Origin of the sequence: Seohaeicola zhoushanensis (assembly GCF_014656415.1) — a bacterium.
Lineage (GTDB): Bacteria > Pseudomonadota > Alphaproteobacteria > Rhodobacterales > Rhodobacteraceae > Seohaeicola_A > Seohaeicola_A zhoushanensis.
This window is the reverse complement of the sequence record NZ_BNCJ01000006.1, coordinates 41,308-58,554: the sequence shown is the minus strand read 5'-3', so window position 1 is coordinate 58,554 and position 17,247 is coordinate 41,308. Positions and strand designations below refer to the sequence as shown.

The window sequence follows — 17,247 nt, the reverse complement described above, 5'->3', positions numbered from 1 at the left end:
TGGACTTAAGCGGAGAGAGGTCACGGCCATGGGCGACTGGCAGAAGACGAACTGGCGGAACAAGCCGCGGGTGCAGATGCCGGATTATCCCGATGCTGCAGCCCTCGGAGCGGTCGAAGCGCAGCTGGCGAAATACCCGCCGCTGGTCTTCGCCGGTGAGGCGCGCAAGCTGAAGAAGGCGCTCGGCGCCGCGGCAGAGGGCAAGGCCTTCGTGCTGCAGGGCGGTGACTGCGCCGAGAGCTTTGCCGAATTCTCGGCCGACAACATCCGCGACACCTTCAAGGTGATGCTGCAGATGGCGATGGTACTGACCTATGGCGCCAAGGTGCCGGTGGTGAAGATCGGCCGCATGGCCGGCCAGTTCGCCAAGCCGCGCACGGCCCCGACCGAGGTGATTGGAGGCGTCGAGCTGCCCTCCTATCGTGGCGACATCATCAACGATCTCGACTTCACCCCCGAGGCGCGGATCCCGAACCCGGCGAAGATGTTGCAGGCCTATACCCAGGCCGCGGCCACGCTGAACCTGCTGCGCGCCTTCTCGACCGGGGGTTATGCCGACATTCACCGCGTCCACTCCTGGACGCTGGGCTTCACCGATGGCGAGGATGCCGAGAAATATCGCGAGCTGGCGAACCGGATCCAGGATTCGCTCGACTTCATGGCCGCCGCGGGGCTGACCGGCGAGACCAACCACGAGCTGCACACGGTGGATTACTACACCTCGCACGAGGCGCTGCTGCTGGAATACGAGGAGGCGCTCTGCCGCATCGACTCGACCACCGGGCTGCCGGTTGCGGGCTCGGGCCACATGATCTGGATCGGCGACCGCACGCGGCAACCGGACGGCGCCCATGTCGAGTTCTGCCGCGGCGTGCAGAACCCGATCGGGCTGAAGTGCGGGCCCTCGACCACGCCGGACGACCTCAAGAAGCTGATGGCCAAGCTGAACCCGAACAACGAGGCCGGGCGGCTGACGCTGATCGCGCGCTTCGGGGCGGGCAAGGTGGGCGATCATCTGCCCAAGCTGGTCCGCACGGTGCGCGAGGAAGGCGCCAAGGTGCTCTGGACCTGCGACCCGATGCACGGGAACACGGTCAAGGCGGCCTCGGGCTACAAGACCCGGCTCTTCGACTCGATCCTGCGCGAGGTGCAGGAGTTCTTCGCGGTGCACAAGGCCGAGGGAACCGTGCCGGGCGGCGTGCATTTCGAGATGACCGGCAAGGACGTGACCGAATGCACCGGCGGCGTGCGGGCGATCACCGACGAGGACCTGGGCGACCGCTACCACACCGCCTGCGACCCGCGCCTGAACGCCAGCCAGTCGCTGGAACTGGCCTTCCTGGTCGCCGAGGAACTGTCGAACCTGCGCGCCGACCGGGTGGCGCGCGCGGCCGTCTGAGGCGCTGAAAACGGCCCTTGGGAAGCGTCCCGGCCCGGACGCTCCCCAAGGTGCTGATTTCATTGGTGAAAATTTGAGTGACTTTCCGGGATGCCCCGATGGCGCCCCTGGTCGAGGTCGACGCTCGGGCGGGCAGGGAGTCTTCGGGGGCGCTGCCCCCGCCGCGCGGGGCGCGCGGCCCCCCCGGAGGTATTTGGAAAGAAGAGAAATCAGGGGCGCGCGCCTGCTGGTTCTTCTCTTCTCAAATACTCCCCCGCGCCGGCGCCGTGCGCGCGCGGCCCGAGGGTCAGACCGCCCGCAGTTCTTCTCGGAAGCGGCGCATGTTGTCCTGGTAGTGCAGCGTGCCCGAGATCATCCGCTGCAGCGCCTTCTCGTCGACCTGGCGCACCACCTTGCCCGGCGATCCCATCACCAGCGAGTTGTCGGGGATCTCCTTGTTCTCGGTCACCAAAGCCCCCGCGCCGATCAGGCAGTTCTTGCCGATACGGGCGCCGTTCAGGATCGTCGCGCCCATGCCCACCAGCGTGTTGTCGCCGATGGTGCAACCGTGCAGCATCACCTTGTGGCCGATGGTGCAATTCTCGCCGATGGTCAGCGGAAAGCCCTTGTCGATGTGCATGACGCAGTTCTCCTGAACGTTCGACCCCTTGCCGATCAGGATGATCTCGTGGTCGGCGCGGATGGTGCAGCCGAACCAGACCGACGAGCCCGCTTCCATCACCACCTGGCCGATCAGGTTGGCATCCGGCGCCACCCAGGTGTCGGGGTGGATCTGAGGCACGAGATTTCCCAGCGCGTAGATGGTCATGACAGCTCCTCGAATTCGGTCTGGAGCGCGCGGACATGGTCCGTCAGCCCCGGTTGCTGAAGGCGGCGCAGGCGCGTCGCGGTGACGATGGTCTTGAGCTTTTCCTCGGTGGCGTCGAGATCGTCGTTGACCAGCACGAAATCGTAGCCGTCCCAGTGGCTGATCTCGTCCCAGCTCTTCTGCATCCGCCGCGCGATGGTCTCGGCCGAATCCTGGCCGCGCCCCTCGAGCCGGCGCTTCAGCTCGGCGATCGAGGGCGGCAGCAGGAAGATCGACAGCGTATGCGCGCCGAGCGCCGAGTTGCGGATCTGCTGCGCGCCCTGCCAGTCGATGTCGAAGAGCACGTCGCGCCCCGCCGCGATGGCCGCCTCGACCGGCGCGCGCGGCGAGCCGTAGAAATTGCCGAAGACATGGGCGTGCTCCAGCATCCCCTCGGCCTTTACCTGCGCCTTGAACTCGGGCTCGGTCACGAAGTGATACTCGCGCCCGTCGCGCTCGCCCGGCCGGGCCGCGCGGGTGGTCGCGCTGACCGAGAAGGCGATCGAGGCGTCCCATTCCCTGAGCCGCCAGGCCAGGGTCGACTTGCCCGCCCCCGAGGGGCTGGAGAGGATGATCAGAAGACCGCGCCGCACCGACATCGTCTTACTCCACGTTCTGGACCTGCTCGCGCATCTGGTCGATCACCGCCTTCAGCTCGAGCCCCACCGCCGTCAGGTCGCTCGCCTGCGCCTTGGAGCAGAGCGTATTGGCCTCGCGATTGAATTCCTGCATCAGGAAATCGAGCTTGCGCCCCACCGCGCCGCCCTCGGCCAGCAGCGCGCGCGCCGCCTTCACATGGGCGCCCAGGCGGTCGATCTCCTCGGTGACGTCGGCCTTGACGGCGATCAGCGCCAGCTCCTGCGCCACCCGGTCGGGATCGGCGCCGCCGGAATTGTCGAGCACCCGCGCCAGGTTCACCCGCAGCGCCTCGGCGCTGGCGGCCTTGCGCGCCTCGGCCAGTTCGGCGGCGCGCGCGGTCAGCACTTCGACCTGTCCCAGCTGTTCCGAGAGGATGTTGAACAGCGCCGCGCCCTCGACCCGGCGCATGGCGACGAAGTCGCGCACCAGGCCGGGGAACTCGGCCATCAGCCGCGCCACCAGCGGGGCGGGGTCCTCGTTGCCATTGCCCGCCTCGAGCATTCCGCGCAGGCCCAGCAGTTCACCCGCCGTGGTCGGCGCCAGCGTCAGCCCGCGCGCCAGCGCCTCGGTCTCGAGCGCGTGCAGCGCGTCGAGGATCACCCCCATGGTGCCGGTGTTCAGCGCCAGCGTGCCCGCCGTCTCGTCGCGCCCAACGCGCAGCGTCAGGGTGACATTGCCCCGGGTCAGCGCCTTGCCGAGGTCCGCCCGCAGCGCGTTCTCGAGACCGTCGAGCCAGTCCGGCACGCGCAGGCGCAGGTCCAGGCCCTTGCCGTTCACACTGCGCAATTCCCAGGTCCAGCCATAGGAGCCGAAGGCCCCCTTGCCGGATGCGAAACCGGTCATCGAAACGATCATCTGGCCCCCTTGGTCCGCCTTTTGCGGCCCCTGCCGCGACAGTCGCACCTAATGCGAACCGGCCTGCGAGGGCAACCCCGCACCGCCGCCGGGCGCGTTAACTATTTGTTCAGGTTTTCCGCCCGGAAACGATCAAATGTGAGATATTAAGACTTGGCTAACCATTATGACCTAAAAGTTTCCATGCGGGTGACGCGGCGGTCTCCCGTCGCTTGCCCTTTTCCGGAGAAGAGCATGACCCCGACCCAAGGAAATACCGCCGCCCCCGACGCCGGAAAGGTCGTCAAGATGAACCGCTTCCTGAATGGCCGCACCCTCTCGCCGATCCGTCAGGCCGAAGCCTATTGGTCTGCGCTGCGCGAGGGCGCCGGCATCCCGCGCCGCTCGCAGATCGATCCGCGCGGGCTTGAACCGCTGCTGGAATTCGCCTTCATCCTCGAACATGTCGCGCCCGGAATCGCGCGCTTCCGCCTTGCCGGGCGGCACCTGGTGCGGCTCGGCGGCATGGAGGTGCGGGGGATGCCGCTCACCGCGCTGATCTCGCCGGCCTCGCGCGGGGCTGTCGGCGCGGCGCTGGAACATGTCTTCGAGACGCCGGCCGTGGCCGAACTGACGCTGACCAGCGAGCCGCGCCATAGGCGCGCGCCGATCAACGCGCAGATGATCCTGCTGCCGCTCAAGAGCGATCTCGGCGACATCAGCCGGGCGCTTGGCGTCGTGGTCTCGGATTGCACCCAGGGCAGCGCGCCGAACCGTTTCGACGTGACCTCGACCATCTTCCGCCCGGTGGCGGGGCTGCGCTATCAGCGCACGCCGGTTCCGCCGGCCGAGCCGGAGGACGGGCCGCTGACCGGACCAGTCTCGCTGCCGGGCTTTGCCGAACCTGAGGCGCCGCCGCTGCGCGGCCGCGCGCCGCACCTGCGGCTGGTCAAGTCGGACTGAGGCGCGCCGCGGCGTCCTGCAGGACCGGGGCGACTCTGGCGGCCTTTGGCCCGGGTTTGCGCGCGGAAATCGGGCGGCGAATTGGATCGGAAGGCCGGGCAGGGGGTGGATTCCATCCGTGCCCGAGAGCGGGGCTGGAAACCGTCCCGGAAATCACTCCCGGCCTAAGTTGTTTTTTATCAACGGGTTGACCCCCCGTCCTAGCTGGGACACCTTATTTTCGCCCGGATCGGCTTGCCGCGACGGCCCCCTTGACGGATCAAAACCACCCCTCCTAAGCTGCCGCCCAGTGCCCTCTTGCGGCAGGGGCCAGAACAACAAGCCGCGCCATCCAATAGGGGATTTAGATGAACCAGTTCCACACCCTGGTCGCTGCCGCCTCGCTTGCCTTGACGACGGCCCTGACGCCGTTGACGGCGAAGGCAGAGACACCGCCCGACACGCTGATCCAGGCCTGGTCGATCGACGACATCATCTCGCTGGACCCGGCGGAAGTCTTCGAATTCACCGCCTCCGAGATCCTCGGCAACAGCTACCAGGGCCTCGTCGGCTATGACGTGAACGACGTCTCCAACATCTTCGGCGTGGTCGCCGAGAAGTGGGACATCTCGGCCGACGGCAAGACCTTCACCTTCACCATCCGCCCGGGCATGAAATTCGCCTCGGGCAACCCGATCACCGCCGAGGACGCGGTCTTCTCGCTGCAGCGCGCCGTCAAGCTCGACAAGTCGCCGGCCTTCATCCTCACCCAGTTCGGTCTCAGCGCCGACAACGTCGAGGAGAAGATCCGCCAGACCGGCGACATGACCTTCGAATTCGAGATGGATCAGGCCTATGCGCCGACGCTGGTGCTGTATTGCCTGACCGCGACGGTCGGCTTCATCGTCGACAAGAAGGTCGCCATGGAGCACGAGGCCGACGGCGACTTCGGCTACAACTGGCTGAAGACCAACTATGCCGGCTCGGGCGCCTTCAGCATCCGCGACTGGCGCGCCAACGAGGTGGTCGTGCTGGAGCGCAACGACAACTACTCGGGTGACAAGGCGCCGATGGCCCGCGCCATCTATCGCCACATCCCCGAGGCCTCGACCCAGCGCCTGCTGCTGGAGCAGGGCGACATCGACATCGCCCGCAACCTTGGCGCGGAAGAGATCAACGCGCTTTCCTCCAACCCCGACATCGTGATCGAGAGCGGCGTCAAGGGCTCGATCTACTACCTGGGCCTCAGCCAGAAGAACGAATACCTCTCCAAGCCCGAGGTGCGCGAGGCGATGAAATACCTGGTCGACTACCAGGCCATCGCCGACACCATCATGAAGGGCAAGGTGCAAGTCCATCAGGCCTTCCTGCCCAAGGGCTTCCTCGGTGCGCTCGAAGACACGCCCTATTCGCTGAACGTCGAGAAGGCCAAGGAGCTGCTGGCCAAGGCCGGGCTGCCGGATGGCTTCAGCGTCACCATGGACACCCGCAACACCCCCGAGATCACCGGCATGGCGCAGGCGATCCAGCAGACCATGGCGCAGGCCGGCATCAAGATGGAACTGATCCCCGGCGACGGCCAGCAGACGTTGACAAAGTATCGCGCGCGCAACCACGACATCTACATCGGCCGCTGGGGACCGGACTACCAGGACCCGCACACCAACGCCGACACCTTCGCGCGCAATCCCAACAACGCCGATGACGCCACCTCCAAGCCGCTGGCCTGGCGCAATGCCTGGGACATCCCCGAGATGACCAAGATGGCCGACGCCGCCGTGCTGGAAGCCGACGCCGGCAAGCGCGCGCAGATGTATATCGACATCCAGAAAGAACATCAGATGACCTCGCCTTTCGTCATCATGTTCCAGGAGATCGAGGTGCTCGGTCGCCGCGCCAACGTGAAGGGCTTTGTCGTCGGACCCTCGTTCAACGACAACTCGTTCAAGGCCGTGACAAAGTAAGATGGCCCTGGCCGATACCTCGGGTGAAGGGCGCGCAAGCGCCCTTCGATCCTTTTCCGTCAAGGCAGCCAAGCTGATCCTCTCGGTTGCCGTCACCTTTTTCGGATTGCTGCTCGTCACCTTCCTGATCGGCCGCGTCGTGCCGGTCGATCCGGTGCTGGCGGTGGTCGGCGACCGGGCCAGCCAGTCGACCTATGACAAGGTCTTCATCGAACTCGGCCTCGACAAGCCACTGTGGGAGCAGTTCCTCATCTACCTCCAGAAGATGCTTTCGGGCAGCTTCGGCGAGTCGCTTCTGACCAAGAAGCCGATTGCCGAGGATATCGCCCGCGTCTTCCCGGCAACTCTCGAACTCGCCAGCGTGGCGATCATCATCGGCACCCTCATCGGGATTCCCGCCGGCGTGCTGGCTGCCGTCCGCCAGGGCGGGCTGGCCGACCAGGTGGTGCGCGTGCTGGGCCTCGTCGGCTATTCTGCGCCGATCTTCTGGCTCGGCCTGATCGGGCTGCTGGTCTTCTACGCCAGCCTCGGCTGGGTCGCGGGGCCGGGCCGCATCGACATCGCCTACGAGTATTCGGTGACCCGCCAGACCGGGCTGCTGCTGATCGACACCGCGATGCAGGGCCAATGGGCCGCCTTCCGCAATGTCTTCAGCCACATCATCCTGCCGGCCTCGCTGCTGGGCTATTTCTCGATGGCCTATATCAGCCGGATGACCCGCAGCTTCATGCTGCAGGAGCTGAGCCAGGAATATGTCGTCACCGCCCGCGTCAAGGGCGTGCCGGAATGGCGCATCATCTGGCTGCACGCGCTGCGCAACGCGGCGGTGCCGCTGATAACCGTGGTGGCGCTGTCCTATGCCAACCTGCTCGAAGGTTCGGTGCTGACCGAGACAGTCTTCGCCTGGCCGGGCCTCGGGCAATACCTGACCAACAGCCTGCAGAACGCCGACATGAACGCGGTGCTGGGCTGCACCCTCATCATCGGGGCGATCTTCGTCGGGCTCAACCTGTTCTCGGACCTGCTCTATTCCCTGCTGGACCCGCGGGTCAGGAGGGGCAGATGAGCGCGCTTTCCCGTGAATGGCTGCTCTCCGAGCAGCCGACCTCGCGCCGGCAGGCCCGGCTGGGGCAGGTCTATCGCACCTGGCTGTCGCTGCGCTCGAACTGGCTGGCGATGGTGGGACTCGGCATCATCGTGGTGCTGATCCTGGTGGCGCTCTTTGCCGATGTCATCGCGCCCTACGACCCGCTCGCCGGGGGCGACCTGCGCACCGCGCGGCTGCTGCCGCCCAGCTGGGAACACCCATTCGGCACCGACGAGCAGGCGCGCGACATCTTCAGCCGCATCGTCTACGGCTCGCGCCTGACGCTGATGGTGGTGGCGCTGGTCGCGGTCATCGCCACGCCCATCGGGCTGCTGGTCGGCACCACGGCGGGCTATTTCGGCGGCTGGGTCGATACCGTGCTGATGCGCACCACCGACATCTTCCTGGCCTTCCCGCGGCTGATCCTGGCGCTGGCCTTCGTGGCGGCACTGGGGCCGGGGATCGAGAATGCGATCATCGCCATCGCCATCACCTCCTGGCCGCCCTATGCGCGATTGGCAAGGGCCGAGACGCTGACCATCCGCGACAGCGATTTCATCAACGCGGCGCGGCTCCAGGGGGCGTCCTCGCTACGCATCCTCTGGGGCCATGTCACGCCGCTGTGCCTCTCGTCGGTGATCATCCGGGTGACGCTCGACATGGCGGGGATCATCCTCACCGCCGCCGGACTGGGCTTCCTCGGCCTTGGCGCGCAACCGCCGCAGCCCGAATGGGGCGCGATGATTGCCGCCGGTCGCAGGTTCCTGATCGATTTCTGGTGGGTCGCCACCATTCCCGGCATCGCCATCTTCACCGTCTCGCTGGGGTTCAACCTGCTGGGCGACGGGCTGCGCGATGTGCTTGATCCGAAGGCGCGCAAATGAGTGATCTGCTGACAGTGGAAGACCTGCGGGTCCGCTTCCCCTCGCGCAACGGGCCGGTCGAGGTGGTGCGCGGCGTCACCTTCGCGCTCGGGCGCGAGCGGCTGGGGATCGTGGGCGAAAGCGGCTCGGGCAAGAGCCAGACCGGCCGGGCCATCCTGGGGCTGACGCCGCCGCCGGGGCAGGCGGAGGCCAAGCGGCTGGAGTTCGACGGCATCGACCTGCGCAATGCCGACAAGGCAACCTGGCGCAGGCTGCGCGGCGCGCGGATCTCGATGGTGATGCAGGACCCCAAGTTCTCGCTGAACCCGGTGATGACCATCGGCAAGCAGCTGGTGGAATGCTGGAACCTGCACGCCGGCACCTCGCGCGCCGAGGCAAAGGATCGCGCCATCGCCATGCTCGAGGCGGTGCAGATCAGGGACCCGAAACGCGTCTTCGGCGCCTATCCGCACGAGCTGTCGGGCGGCATGGGACAGCGGGCGATGATCGCGATGATGCTCATCACCGAGCCCGACATGCTGATCGCCGACGAGCCGACCTCGGCGCTGGACGTGACCGTGCAGATCGAGGTGCTGCGCATCCTCGACCGTCTGGTGAGCGAACGCGGCATGGGGCTGATCCTCATTAGCCACGACCTGCGGCTGGTCTCGTCCTTCTGCGACCGGGTGCTGGTGATGTATGCCGGCAAGGTGGTCGAGGAGCTGAAGGCCTCCGAATTGCTGAACGCCCAGCATCCCTACACGCGGGGCCTCTACAACTGCCTGCCCAAGATCGACGGAAGCGCGCGTCCGTTGCCCACACTGCAACGCGAGGAGAGCTGGGCCGAATGACAGCGCATCTGGATATCCGCGACCTGCGGGTCAGCTTTCACAGCGGGGCCGAGCGGGTCGACGCCGTGCGCGGCGTCTCGTTCCGCGTCGAACGCGGCGCGAGCTATGGCATCGTCGGCGAAAGCGGCTCGGGCAAGTCGACCGTGCTGCGGGCGATCTGCGGGCTGGCGCCGGTGACCGGGGGCGAAGTGCTGTTCGAGGGCCGCCCGGTCAGCGAGCCGCGCGACGCGGCCTTCTACCGCAACGTGCAGATGGTGTTCCAGGACCCCTACGCTTCGCTGCACCCGCGGCATACCATCGACCGGGTGCTGTCCGAGCCGCTAGCGATCCACGGCTTCAAGGACCGCGACAAGCGGATCGAGACGGCGCTGCGCGATGTCGGCCTCGGGCCGCGCTTCCGCTTTGCCTATCCGCACCAGCTCTCGGGCGGGCAGCGGCAACGCGTGGCGGTGGCCCGGGCGCTGATCCTGGAACCCACGGTGCTGCTGCTCGACGAGCCGACCTCGGCGCTCGATGCCTCGATCCAGGCCGAGGTGCTGAACCTGCTCGACCGGCTGCGCGCCGAGCGCGGGCTGACCTATGTGCTGGTCAGCCACGACCTGGCCGTGGTCGCGCATATGTGCGAACAGCTGATGGTGATGCAGCACGGCCAGACCGTCGAAGTGATGACCCGCGCCGACCTCCAGGCCGGCCGGGCGACACAGGATTACACGCGCCGCCTGCTGGCGGCGAGCGAAGGATATACCCCGATGGAGACCAGTGCATGAACGTTCCGGTATTCGATGGTCACAACGACCTGCTGCTCAAGCTCTGGCGGGCGAAGCCCGAAGATCGCGACCGGATCTGGCTGGAAGGCGACGGCCAGGGCCACCTCGACCTGCCGCGCATGATCAAGGGCGGCTTTGCCGGCGGCTTCTTCGCCATCTACATCCCGTCGCCCTCGGACGGGCTGGATCACGACGCGCTGATGGACACGCCGCCCTATGATTTCGCGCTGCCCGAGATGATCGGCGTCGACGCGGCCCAGCCGGTGGCCATGGCTATGGCCGGCATCCTGATGCGGATGGAACGGGTCGCCGCAGGGCGGTTCAAGATCGTGCGCAGCGTGGCCGAGATCCGCGAGTGCATGGCGCAGGGCGTCATCGCGGCGATCATGCACATCGAGGGCGCCGAGGCGATCGGGTCGGACCTCGACGCGCTCTACGCCTTCCACGCCATGGGCCTGCGCTCGGTCGGGCCGGTCTGGAGCCGGCCGACGCTCTTCGGCCATGGCGTCCCGTTCCGCTATCCGGGCACGCCCGACACCGGCGATGGGCTGACCGAGACCGGCAAGGCCTTCGTGAAGGCCTGTAACGAGTTGAAAATCATGGTCGACCTCTCGCATCTGAACGAGAAGGGCTTTGACGACGTGGCCGCGATCTCGGACGCGCCGCTGGTGGCCACCCATTCCAACGCCCACGCGCTCTGTGCCTCGACCCGCAACCTGACCGACCGCCAACTGGCGGTGATCCGCGAAACCGGGGGCATGGTCGGGCTGAACTATGCCACCGTCTTCCTGCGCGAGGATGGGCGGCGTTCGGAAGACATGACATGGGAGCCGATGCTGCGCCATCTCGACCACCTGATCGAAAAGGTCGGTGAAGACGGCGTGGGCCTTGGTTCGGATTTCGACGGCGCGCAAGTGCCGGCGCCGCTGGGCGACGTGACCGGCCTGCCGGCCTTCCAGCAGGCCATGGCCGAGCATCAATATGGCGAAGACCTGATCCGCAAGCTGAGCCACGGCAACTGGCTGCGGGTTCTGGAACGGACCTGGGGCGCATAGCCCCGGCCAAACGCAACTCGGGCGGGAGCGCTTGCGCGATCCCGCCCGGATTGGCGCGGCCCGAGGGAGCGTGGCCGCGCCGGTGATCAGCCCTCAGAGCTGGAGAGCGCCCTCGATCTGCTTCACCTTGATGCGGGCGAGGCCCAGATTCGACGTCTTGCGATCAAGCGCGGTGTAGAGGAACACCGAGGGGTTCGCCGCCAGCGGGCGGATCAGGTGATATTGCTTGCCGAGCGAGATCAGGATGTCCTCGATCTGGTCGTTCAGCTTGAGCGCGTTGATCGCCGCCAGCTTGGCCTTGACCACCTGGGTATTCAGCGCCGAAGCCGCTTCGAGGTCGAGCTTGCCGCCGCCTTCCGAGGCCAGCATCAGGCCGGTGTCGCTGTCGACGAGGCAGGCACCGATGAAGCCTTGCATTTCGCTCAGTTCGGAGAGGTCGTTGTTCATTTTCTGTCCTTCGTGGTTGGTTTTCTGACGGTTGGCGAGCGTTCTCGCGCCTTGTGTTCGTCGTTTCAGTCGCATCGTGAATGCTTTGCTCATTGGCGAACGCAGGTCCGGCGGAACCCGGGTTTCAGGTCATTCTGCGGGAAATATCTCGCTTTATGGTTTCACATTATCGTCAGGAATCAACCTTAACGAGAGATTGCGACCAAATAGTGTTCAATCATAGTCGAAATTTCCATTTTTCCCGGAAAATCAGGTTGTTGCGCGGCGATGTTGCGCCAGATTTCCACCTCTCGCGGGATTGGTGGTTCTGTTTCGGCTACGGTCGGGGCGGGGGCTACTTCACGCTGGGCCTGCGTTGCTTCGGCTTCCTTGCGCGCATGGGCCTCGCGGGCCTGGCGCAGCAATTCGAGAATGCCGACACCCGCGGTCGACTCCGCGGCAGGCGCCACGTCGACGCCTTCATCCTCGAACTCGGGGGCCGGGTCGGGAACCTGGTCTTCGGGATCGGCTGCGATCTCGGCGACCTTGTAGCGCTCCAGCAGGGCCAGCCGGGCCTTGCGCAGCGCCGACGTGCGGGCCGTGATCTGCCGGATCAACTCGCCACAGCCGCTGGTGGCCCAGAGCGCGGTGTCGCGGGTTTGCAGCGCCTCGATCCCGCGGGTGGCCGAGAGCATCAGGATATGGCTGAACAGACCCTCGGTCTCGCGGCGGAGCCGGCGCAGGACACGCTCGCGCTCGTGGTCGGAGTCGAGCTTGTCGGCGCGGGTGACGACAAGAAGGCCGGTCCGGTGCAGCCGGTCGGGCAGGGCGGCCCAAAGGCTGCGCTCGGACTGGCGCCAGGCCTGGGTTGCCGGGGTGCACCAGATCGCCATATGGGCGCCGAGCAGCGCGGAATGGGCGCCGGCGTCGCTGCGGTTGGGATCGGCGAGGCCGGGCAGGTCGATGATATCCGCGCCGCGCAGGATGTCGGCCTCGTAGAAAAGCTGCACCTCGCGGCAGTGCTCGGGCAGGGCGTCGATGCCGCCCTCGGGCATGGGCTGGCGATGGCCGCGCGGGCCGATCCATTGCGCCGGGTCCGCGCCGTGGCAGAGCCGGATCGGCGGCGCGTCGGTTGCCGTCACCTGCATCGTCAACAGGTCGCTGCCGATCAGCAGGTTCAGCAGGGTGGACTTGCCCGCGCTGAACTCGCCGGCGATGGCGATGCGCGGTTTGGTGCTGGCCTGCCGCGCCAGGCGGTCGTAGGCGAATTGCGAGACCGGGCGCGCCCGGTCGGTGTCATACGGCATTGCGGAATTCCATGACCTTGGCCCCGGCCGGGGGGAGGGCTTTGTCGCTTTCGCCCCGGATCCGGCCGTGCAACTGGCGCAGCGCGGCGACAAGGCGGCGCGTCTCGGCCAGCGAGGCGGTCTGGATGGCGTTGCGCTCGGCGATCGCGGCGGCGATCTGTCCCTGTTCCTCGAGGAAGAGCGCCATGGCGGCCGTGGTTTCCTCGAGCGCGGTTTCGATGCAGGCGCGGACGTCTTCGGTGATGCCCTTGACCTCGATCTCGATCAGCGGGCGGTAGGTCTGCTCCAGCGCCTCGGGCGTGCGGTGCCGGCCCAGCCAGGACTTCCACCAAGGCGTCTGCATGTCGATCAGGATGGTGCGCCCGAGCGAGACCGGCGGCGGCATGTGAGGGGCCTGCGGCGGTTCGACGGTCAGGTTCCCGGCATCCTCGCCGATCAGCGCGCCGTAGATCGCGTTCAGGGCGTCCGAGGCGCTTTGGCCCGCCGCGTCGTTCATCACGCGGGCATCGCGCACCGCGCGGGCATAGATCACCCGGGTGCGCGTGCGCAGGAACATCGGGTCGAGCTTTTCGCGCCCTGCGACGCCCTGCGCAAAGGCGTCGGTCAGCGCCAGCAGGCTCTGGTCGATGAAGGCGGCGGTGATGTCGGCGATATCGGCATCGAAGCGTGCAAGGATGTCGCCGCTGGCGCCGGCCAGTTGGGTCTCGGTGTCCAGCCGCAGGCCATGCAGGCGGGCTTCCAGTTCGTCGGGGCTGAGGCGGCTGCGTGGCGCTTCGCCGGCCTCGCAGCGGGCCAGGGCCTGATTGGCCGCGCCCATGACGAGGTTGCCGAGCTTGCGGCGCACATGCTCGACAACCCGGCGCGCCGAAGTCTGTTCCACGATGGTGCCGATCGCCTCCTGCAGCGCCGGCAGGCCCGAGGCGATCCAGGCGGTCTGGGCGTTGACCGGCGTGTCGGCATTGCCGACGGCCTCGACCACGCGGACCAGGCTGGCGCGGCTGTCGGGGCGCAGCTGTTCGAGGCCCCCGGTCAGCGCAGCTTCGGCCCAGCGGGCGCAACCGAAGATGATGTGGCCGATGCCGCCGAGCGACTGGCTGTCGAAGGTGCGGGTCAGCGAGCGGCGGATCTCGGCCACCTGCGTCTCGGGGCGGTCCAGCTCGTCGATGCGGTTGACGAAGATGATGACGCGGCGATTTTCCATCGAGGAGAGCAGCTGCACCAGCGCCAGGTCGACCGCGTTTAGCGCCTGCGCGGCCGAGAGCACGACGACGCAGAGCGAGGCGCCACGAACGCTTTTCAGCGTGATCTGTTCGCGCATAAGGAAGGGGTCGTTGACGCCCGGCGTGTCCTGGAACAGCAGCGGCAGGGGATAGGCGGGCTCGTCGATGTAGAGCTTGGCCAAGCGGGTGATATCGGCAAACCGGCCCTGGCGGTCGGCGCCGTCCTCCTCGGGATCGCCGAGGCAGACATAGCGTTCGATCAGGGCGGTGTCGAAGTGGTCGTATTTGTGGCGCTGGCCCAGCAGCAGTTCGAAGTTCCGCCCCAGCCGGGCGCGGGATTTCTCGCACATGGCGTTGACCTGGCGGCGGATCTCGGCAAGCTCGTCATGCGCCCCGGCGCGGCGAGCCATCTCGCCCAGGCGGCCGCCTTCCTTGACCAGATCCTCCCATTCGTCGCGCTGGAAGAAGGTGAACTCCGAGCGCACGTTGCGCGGACGCTGGCCATTGACCTGGATCGAGGTCACCACCGAGGTCCAGGGGTTCACGTCCGAGGGCAGCAGGCCCGGCCGGCCCGAGAGCGCGTTGACTAGGGCCGTCTTGCCGGCCTTCACCTGTCCGACGAAGGTGATTTGCGGGCACAGGCTGTCGAGGGTCTTGCGCAGCGACAGGAGCGGCTTGGCCGCGTCCGTGCCCAGCAGGGCCTCGGCTTCGCCCAGCCGGGCGTTCAGCGCGTCCAGTTCCGCCTGGATGGCAGTCATCCGGCGCAGGCCGAAGCTGGGCATGGCAGAGTGTTTCTCAGTTGCTTCAACCGCCTGCGACATGAACACTCCAGCCTTACTTGACAGATTCCGGCCTTGTCCGATGAACGCTTCGGTCGTGCTTGATCTGTTGAATTCTCCTTAAGGTTGCAAGATCAATTTGACGACAATTGGGCGGCTTGTCGTCCTTTCGCCTTTTCCTTTCGTCAGTCGCAGCCTGTCACCGGACCGGTGCAACGGTGCTACCGGTTTGAAAAGGCGATGCAATTCGACGGCCAAAAGATTCCCGAAAAATAGGCCTTTTCCCGCTGCGCCCTACCACCCGCGCGCCGCAATCGCCCGCGTCCGGGCAAAACGGCGAATCGGGAAAAACGGCATGAAAGGGGCCAAACTATGGCGGCATCTCGTGCAAGGCGACGGGCCAGGACTGCAAGGAACGCCGCAAATCTGCCGCGGACGGGGCAGATTCCTTCCGTCATTCGCAGGCCTCGCCAACCGGCGAAACGGCCCGGTTCAGCGGGTCAGGATATAGGTTCCAGGCGCGTCGCAGATCGGCTTGGTGCGCGGCATGCCCATGCGCGGCGGCGGGCCGGGAGGGCTGGAATGCCGGGCGAGCCATTGCTCCCAGGCGGGCCACCACGAACCCTCGTGAACCGGTGTCGCCTCGATCCAGGTGTCCGGGTCGAGCCAGGGTTCGCCCACGTGATGCGTCGCCATGCGATAGTGCCGGTTGGCCCGGCCGGGCTCGGACACGATCCCGGTGTTATGCCCGCCGTTGGTGAGCAGGAAGGTCACCTCGGCATCGGCATCCAGCGTCAGCTTGTAGACCGATTTCCACGGCGCCACGTGGTCGGTTTCGGTGCCGACCGCGAAGACCGGGGCGACGATGTCGGGGATCGCAACCGGCCGGCCAGCGGCGATCAGGCGGCCCTCGGCCAGGTCGTTGTCGAGGAAGAGGTGGCGCAGGTACTCCGAATGCATCCGCGCCGGCATCCGCGTCGCATCGGCGTTCCAGGCCATCATGTCGGTCATCGGGGCCCGCTTGCCGAGCAGGTAGTCACGTACCACCCGCGACCAGAGCAGGTCGTTCGAGCGTAGCAACTGGAAGGCCCCGGCCATCTCGCGCGCTTCCAGGTAGCCGCGTTCGGCCATCAGGTCTTCGAGGAAGGCCACCTGGCTTTCGGTGATGAACAGGCGGATCTCGCCGGCCTCGGTGAAATCGGTCTGGGCCGCGATCAGCGTCAGGCTGGCCAGGCGGTCGTCGCCGTCGCGCGCCATGGCTGCGGCCGCGATCGACAGCAGTGTGCCGCCCAGGCAATAGCCGGTGGCATGGACCTTCTCGGGCGTGATCGCGCCGATGGTGTCGAGCGCGGCCATGATGCCGAGCTCGCGGTAATCCTCCAGCCCCAGGTCACGGTCCACGGTTTCGGGGTTGAGCCAGCAGATGGCGAAGACGGTGTATCCCTGGCTGACCAGCCAGCGGATCAGCGAATTCTGCGGCGACAGGTCGAGGATGTAATACTTCATGATCCAGGCCGGGACGATCAGAACCGGTTCGGGCCGGACCGTCCCGGTTGTCGGCGAATACTGGATCAGTTCGATCAGCCGGTTGCGGAAGACCACCTTGCCCGGCGTCACCGCGACATCGCGGCCCGGCTGGAACGCTTCGGTGCCGACCGGCGGGCGGCCCTCGGCGTTGCGCTGGATGTCCTCGACCAGGTTCATCAGCCCGCGCACCAGGTTCATGCCGTTCTCGGCGCGGGTCGCGGCCAGCACCTCGGGATTGCTCCAGGGAAAGTTGGTCGGCGCCCACATGTCGAGCAGCTGGCGGGTCAGGAAGGAGATCTGCCGCTCGTTCTCGGCCGAGACGCCGTGAACGCCGGTGGTCGCGACGTGCCACCATTGCTGGTTGAGCAGGAAGGCCTGAGACCAAAAGTTCCAGGGCCATTCCTTCCAGGCCTCGCCATTGAAGCGGCGGTCCTGGGGCAGGGGGGCGATGCAACTCTCACCGCAGCCCTCGTTGCGCGCGCAGCTGAGCAGGAAACGTTGCAGGCGCATCGCCTTGTTGAAGGCCTTGCTGACGAGCTGGCCCTGTTTCTCGGGCGAGGTGGCGAGGTGCATGGCCCAGTCGGCCCAGGCCAGCATCAGCGCCGCGGGCGCAAGACCCCGCGTGAAGCGGGCCATCTGCGCGTGCAGATGGCGGTCCAGCGAATGCGATGCACTGCGCGGGTCGACGGCGGAGTCATCCTCCTCGCCGGTGATCCCGGCCTGCGCCTGGTCGTTCAAGT

15 protein-coding genes are annotated in these 17,247 nt (G+C 66.8%); 8 read left to right on the top strand and 7 right to left on the bottom strand.

Features of this window, described 5'->3' with window-relative positions; genetic code table 11:
• The first annotated feature begins 28 nt into the window (after nucleotides 1-28).
• A complete protein-coding gene (locus tag IE266_RS12650; RefSeq protein WP_189680463.1) occupies nucleotides 29-1,399 on the top strand; it encodes a class II 3-deoxy-7-phosphoheptulonate synthase in 1,371 nt (456 codons plus the stop codon).
• A gap of 286 nt (nucleotides 1,400-1,685) precedes the next feature.
• On the opposite strand, the gene IE266_RS12645 is transcribed toward IE266_RS12650, so the two are convergent.
• From IE266_RS12645 to IE266_RS12635, 3 genes are read right to left on the bottom strand one after another with little or no spacing between them, the layout of a single operon-like run.
• Complete coding sequence (locus IE266_RS12645; RefSeq protein ID WP_189680462.1) at nucleotides 1,686-2,207, bottom strand: gamma carbonic anhydrase family protein; 522 nt, start codon at nucleotides 2,205-2,207, stop codon at nucleotides 1,686-1,688.
• Nucleotides 2,204-2,845, bottom strand: coding sequence for a guanylate kinase (gmk, locus tag IE266_RS12640; RefSeq protein ID WP_189680461.1), 642 nt, complete (start codon nucleotides 2,843-2,845; stop codon nucleotides 2,204-2,206). The genes IE266_RS12645 and gmk overlap by 4 nt, the downstream gene beginning before the upstream one ends.
• A gap of 4 nt (nucleotides 2,846-2,849) precedes the next feature.
• Nucleotides 2,850-3,740: a YicC/YloC family endoribonuclease gene (locus IE266_RS12635; RefSeq protein WP_189680460.1), complete on the bottom strand. Its 891-nt coding sequence runs from the start codon at nucleotides 3,738-3,740 to the stop codon at nucleotides 2,850-2,852.
• A 234-nt stretch (nucleotides 3,741-3,974) separates the two neighbouring features.
• On the opposite strand from IE266_RS12635, the gene IE266_RS12630 reads away from it, so the two are divergent.
• From IE266_RS12630 to IE266_RS12600, 7 genes are all read left to right on the top strand, one after another.
• Entirely contained in the window at nucleotides 3,975-4,682 is a 708-nt protein-coding gene (locus tag IE266_RS12630; RefSeq protein WP_229864081.1) for a PAS domain-containing protein, read from the top strand.
• 347 nt (nucleotides 4,683-5,029) lie between these two features.
• A complete protein-coding gene (locus IE266_RS12625; protein ID WP_189680459.1) occupies nucleotides 5,030-6,625 on the top strand; it encodes an ABC transporter substrate-binding protein in 1,596 nt (531 codons plus the stop codon).
• A gap of 1 nt (nucleotide 6,626) precedes the next feature.
• Nucleotides 6,627-7,691 (top strand): ABC transporter permease, encoded by a 1,065-nt coding sequence (locus IE266_RS12620; RefSeq protein WP_189680458.1) that lies wholly within the window; start codon nucleotides 6,627-6,629, stop codon nucleotides 7,689-7,691.
• On the top strand, nucleotides 7,688-8,596 hold the full coding sequence (locus tag IE266_RS12615) for an ABC transporter permease (protein ID WP_189680457.1): 909 nt from the start codon (nucleotides 7,688-7,690) through the stop codon (nucleotides 8,594-8,596). Before IE266_RS12620 ends, IE266_RS12615 begins: the two co-directional genes overlap by 4 nt.
• Entirely contained in the window at nucleotides 8,593-9,426 is an 834-nt protein-coding gene (locus IE266_RS12610; RefSeq protein ID WP_189680456.1) for an ABC transporter ATP-binding protein, read from the top strand. The genes IE266_RS12615 and IE266_RS12610 overlap by 4 nt, the downstream gene beginning before the upstream one ends.
• On the top strand, nucleotides 9,423-10,193 hold the full coding sequence (locus IE266_RS12605) for an ABC transporter ATP-binding protein (protein WP_189680455.1): 771 nt from the start codon (nucleotides 9,423-9,425) through the stop codon (nucleotides 10,191-10,193). Before IE266_RS12610 ends, IE266_RS12605 begins: the two co-directional genes overlap by 4 nt.
• Nucleotides 10,190-11,248, top strand: a complete 1,059-nt coding sequence (locus IE266_RS12600) for a dipeptidase (RefSeq protein WP_189680454.1) — start codon at nucleotides 10,190-10,192, stop codon at nucleotides 11,246-11,248. Before IE266_RS12605 ends, IE266_RS12600 begins: the two co-directional genes overlap by 4 nt.
• Nucleotides 11,249-11,341: 93 nt before the next feature.
• Here IE266_RS12600 and IE266_RS12595 read toward each other — a convergent pair whose 3' ends face one another.
• From IE266_RS12595 to IE266_RS12580, 4 genes are all read right to left on the bottom strand, one after another.
• The gene (locus tag IE266_RS12595; RefSeq protein WP_189680453.1) at nucleotides 11,342-11,695 is read right to left on the bottom strand and encodes a roadblock/LC7 domain-containing protein; all 354 of its coding nucleotides are present in this window, start codon (nucleotides 11,693-11,695) and stop codon (nucleotides 11,342-11,344) included.
• A 185-nt stretch (nucleotides 11,696-11,880) separates the two neighbouring features.
• A complete protein-coding gene (locus IE266_RS12590; protein WP_189680452.1) occupies nucleotides 11,881-12,981 on the bottom strand; it encodes a dynamin family protein in 1,101 nt (366 codons plus the stop codon).
• Nucleotides 12,971-14,983, bottom strand: coding sequence for a dynamin family protein (locus IE266_RS12585; RefSeq protein WP_189680451.1), 2,013 nt, complete (start codon nucleotides 14,981-14,983; stop codon nucleotides 12,971-12,973). Before IE266_RS12585 ends, IE266_RS12590 begins: the two co-directional genes overlap by 11 nt.
• Before the next feature lie 489 nt (nucleotides 14,984-15,472).
• On the bottom strand, nucleotides 15,473-17,245 hold the full coding sequence (locus IE266_RS12580; RefSeq protein ID WP_229864078.1) for a PHA/PHB synthase family protein: 1,773 nt from the start codon (nucleotides 17,243-17,245) through the stop codon (nucleotides 15,473-15,475).
• Nucleotides 17,246-17,247: the final 2 nt, after the last annotated feature.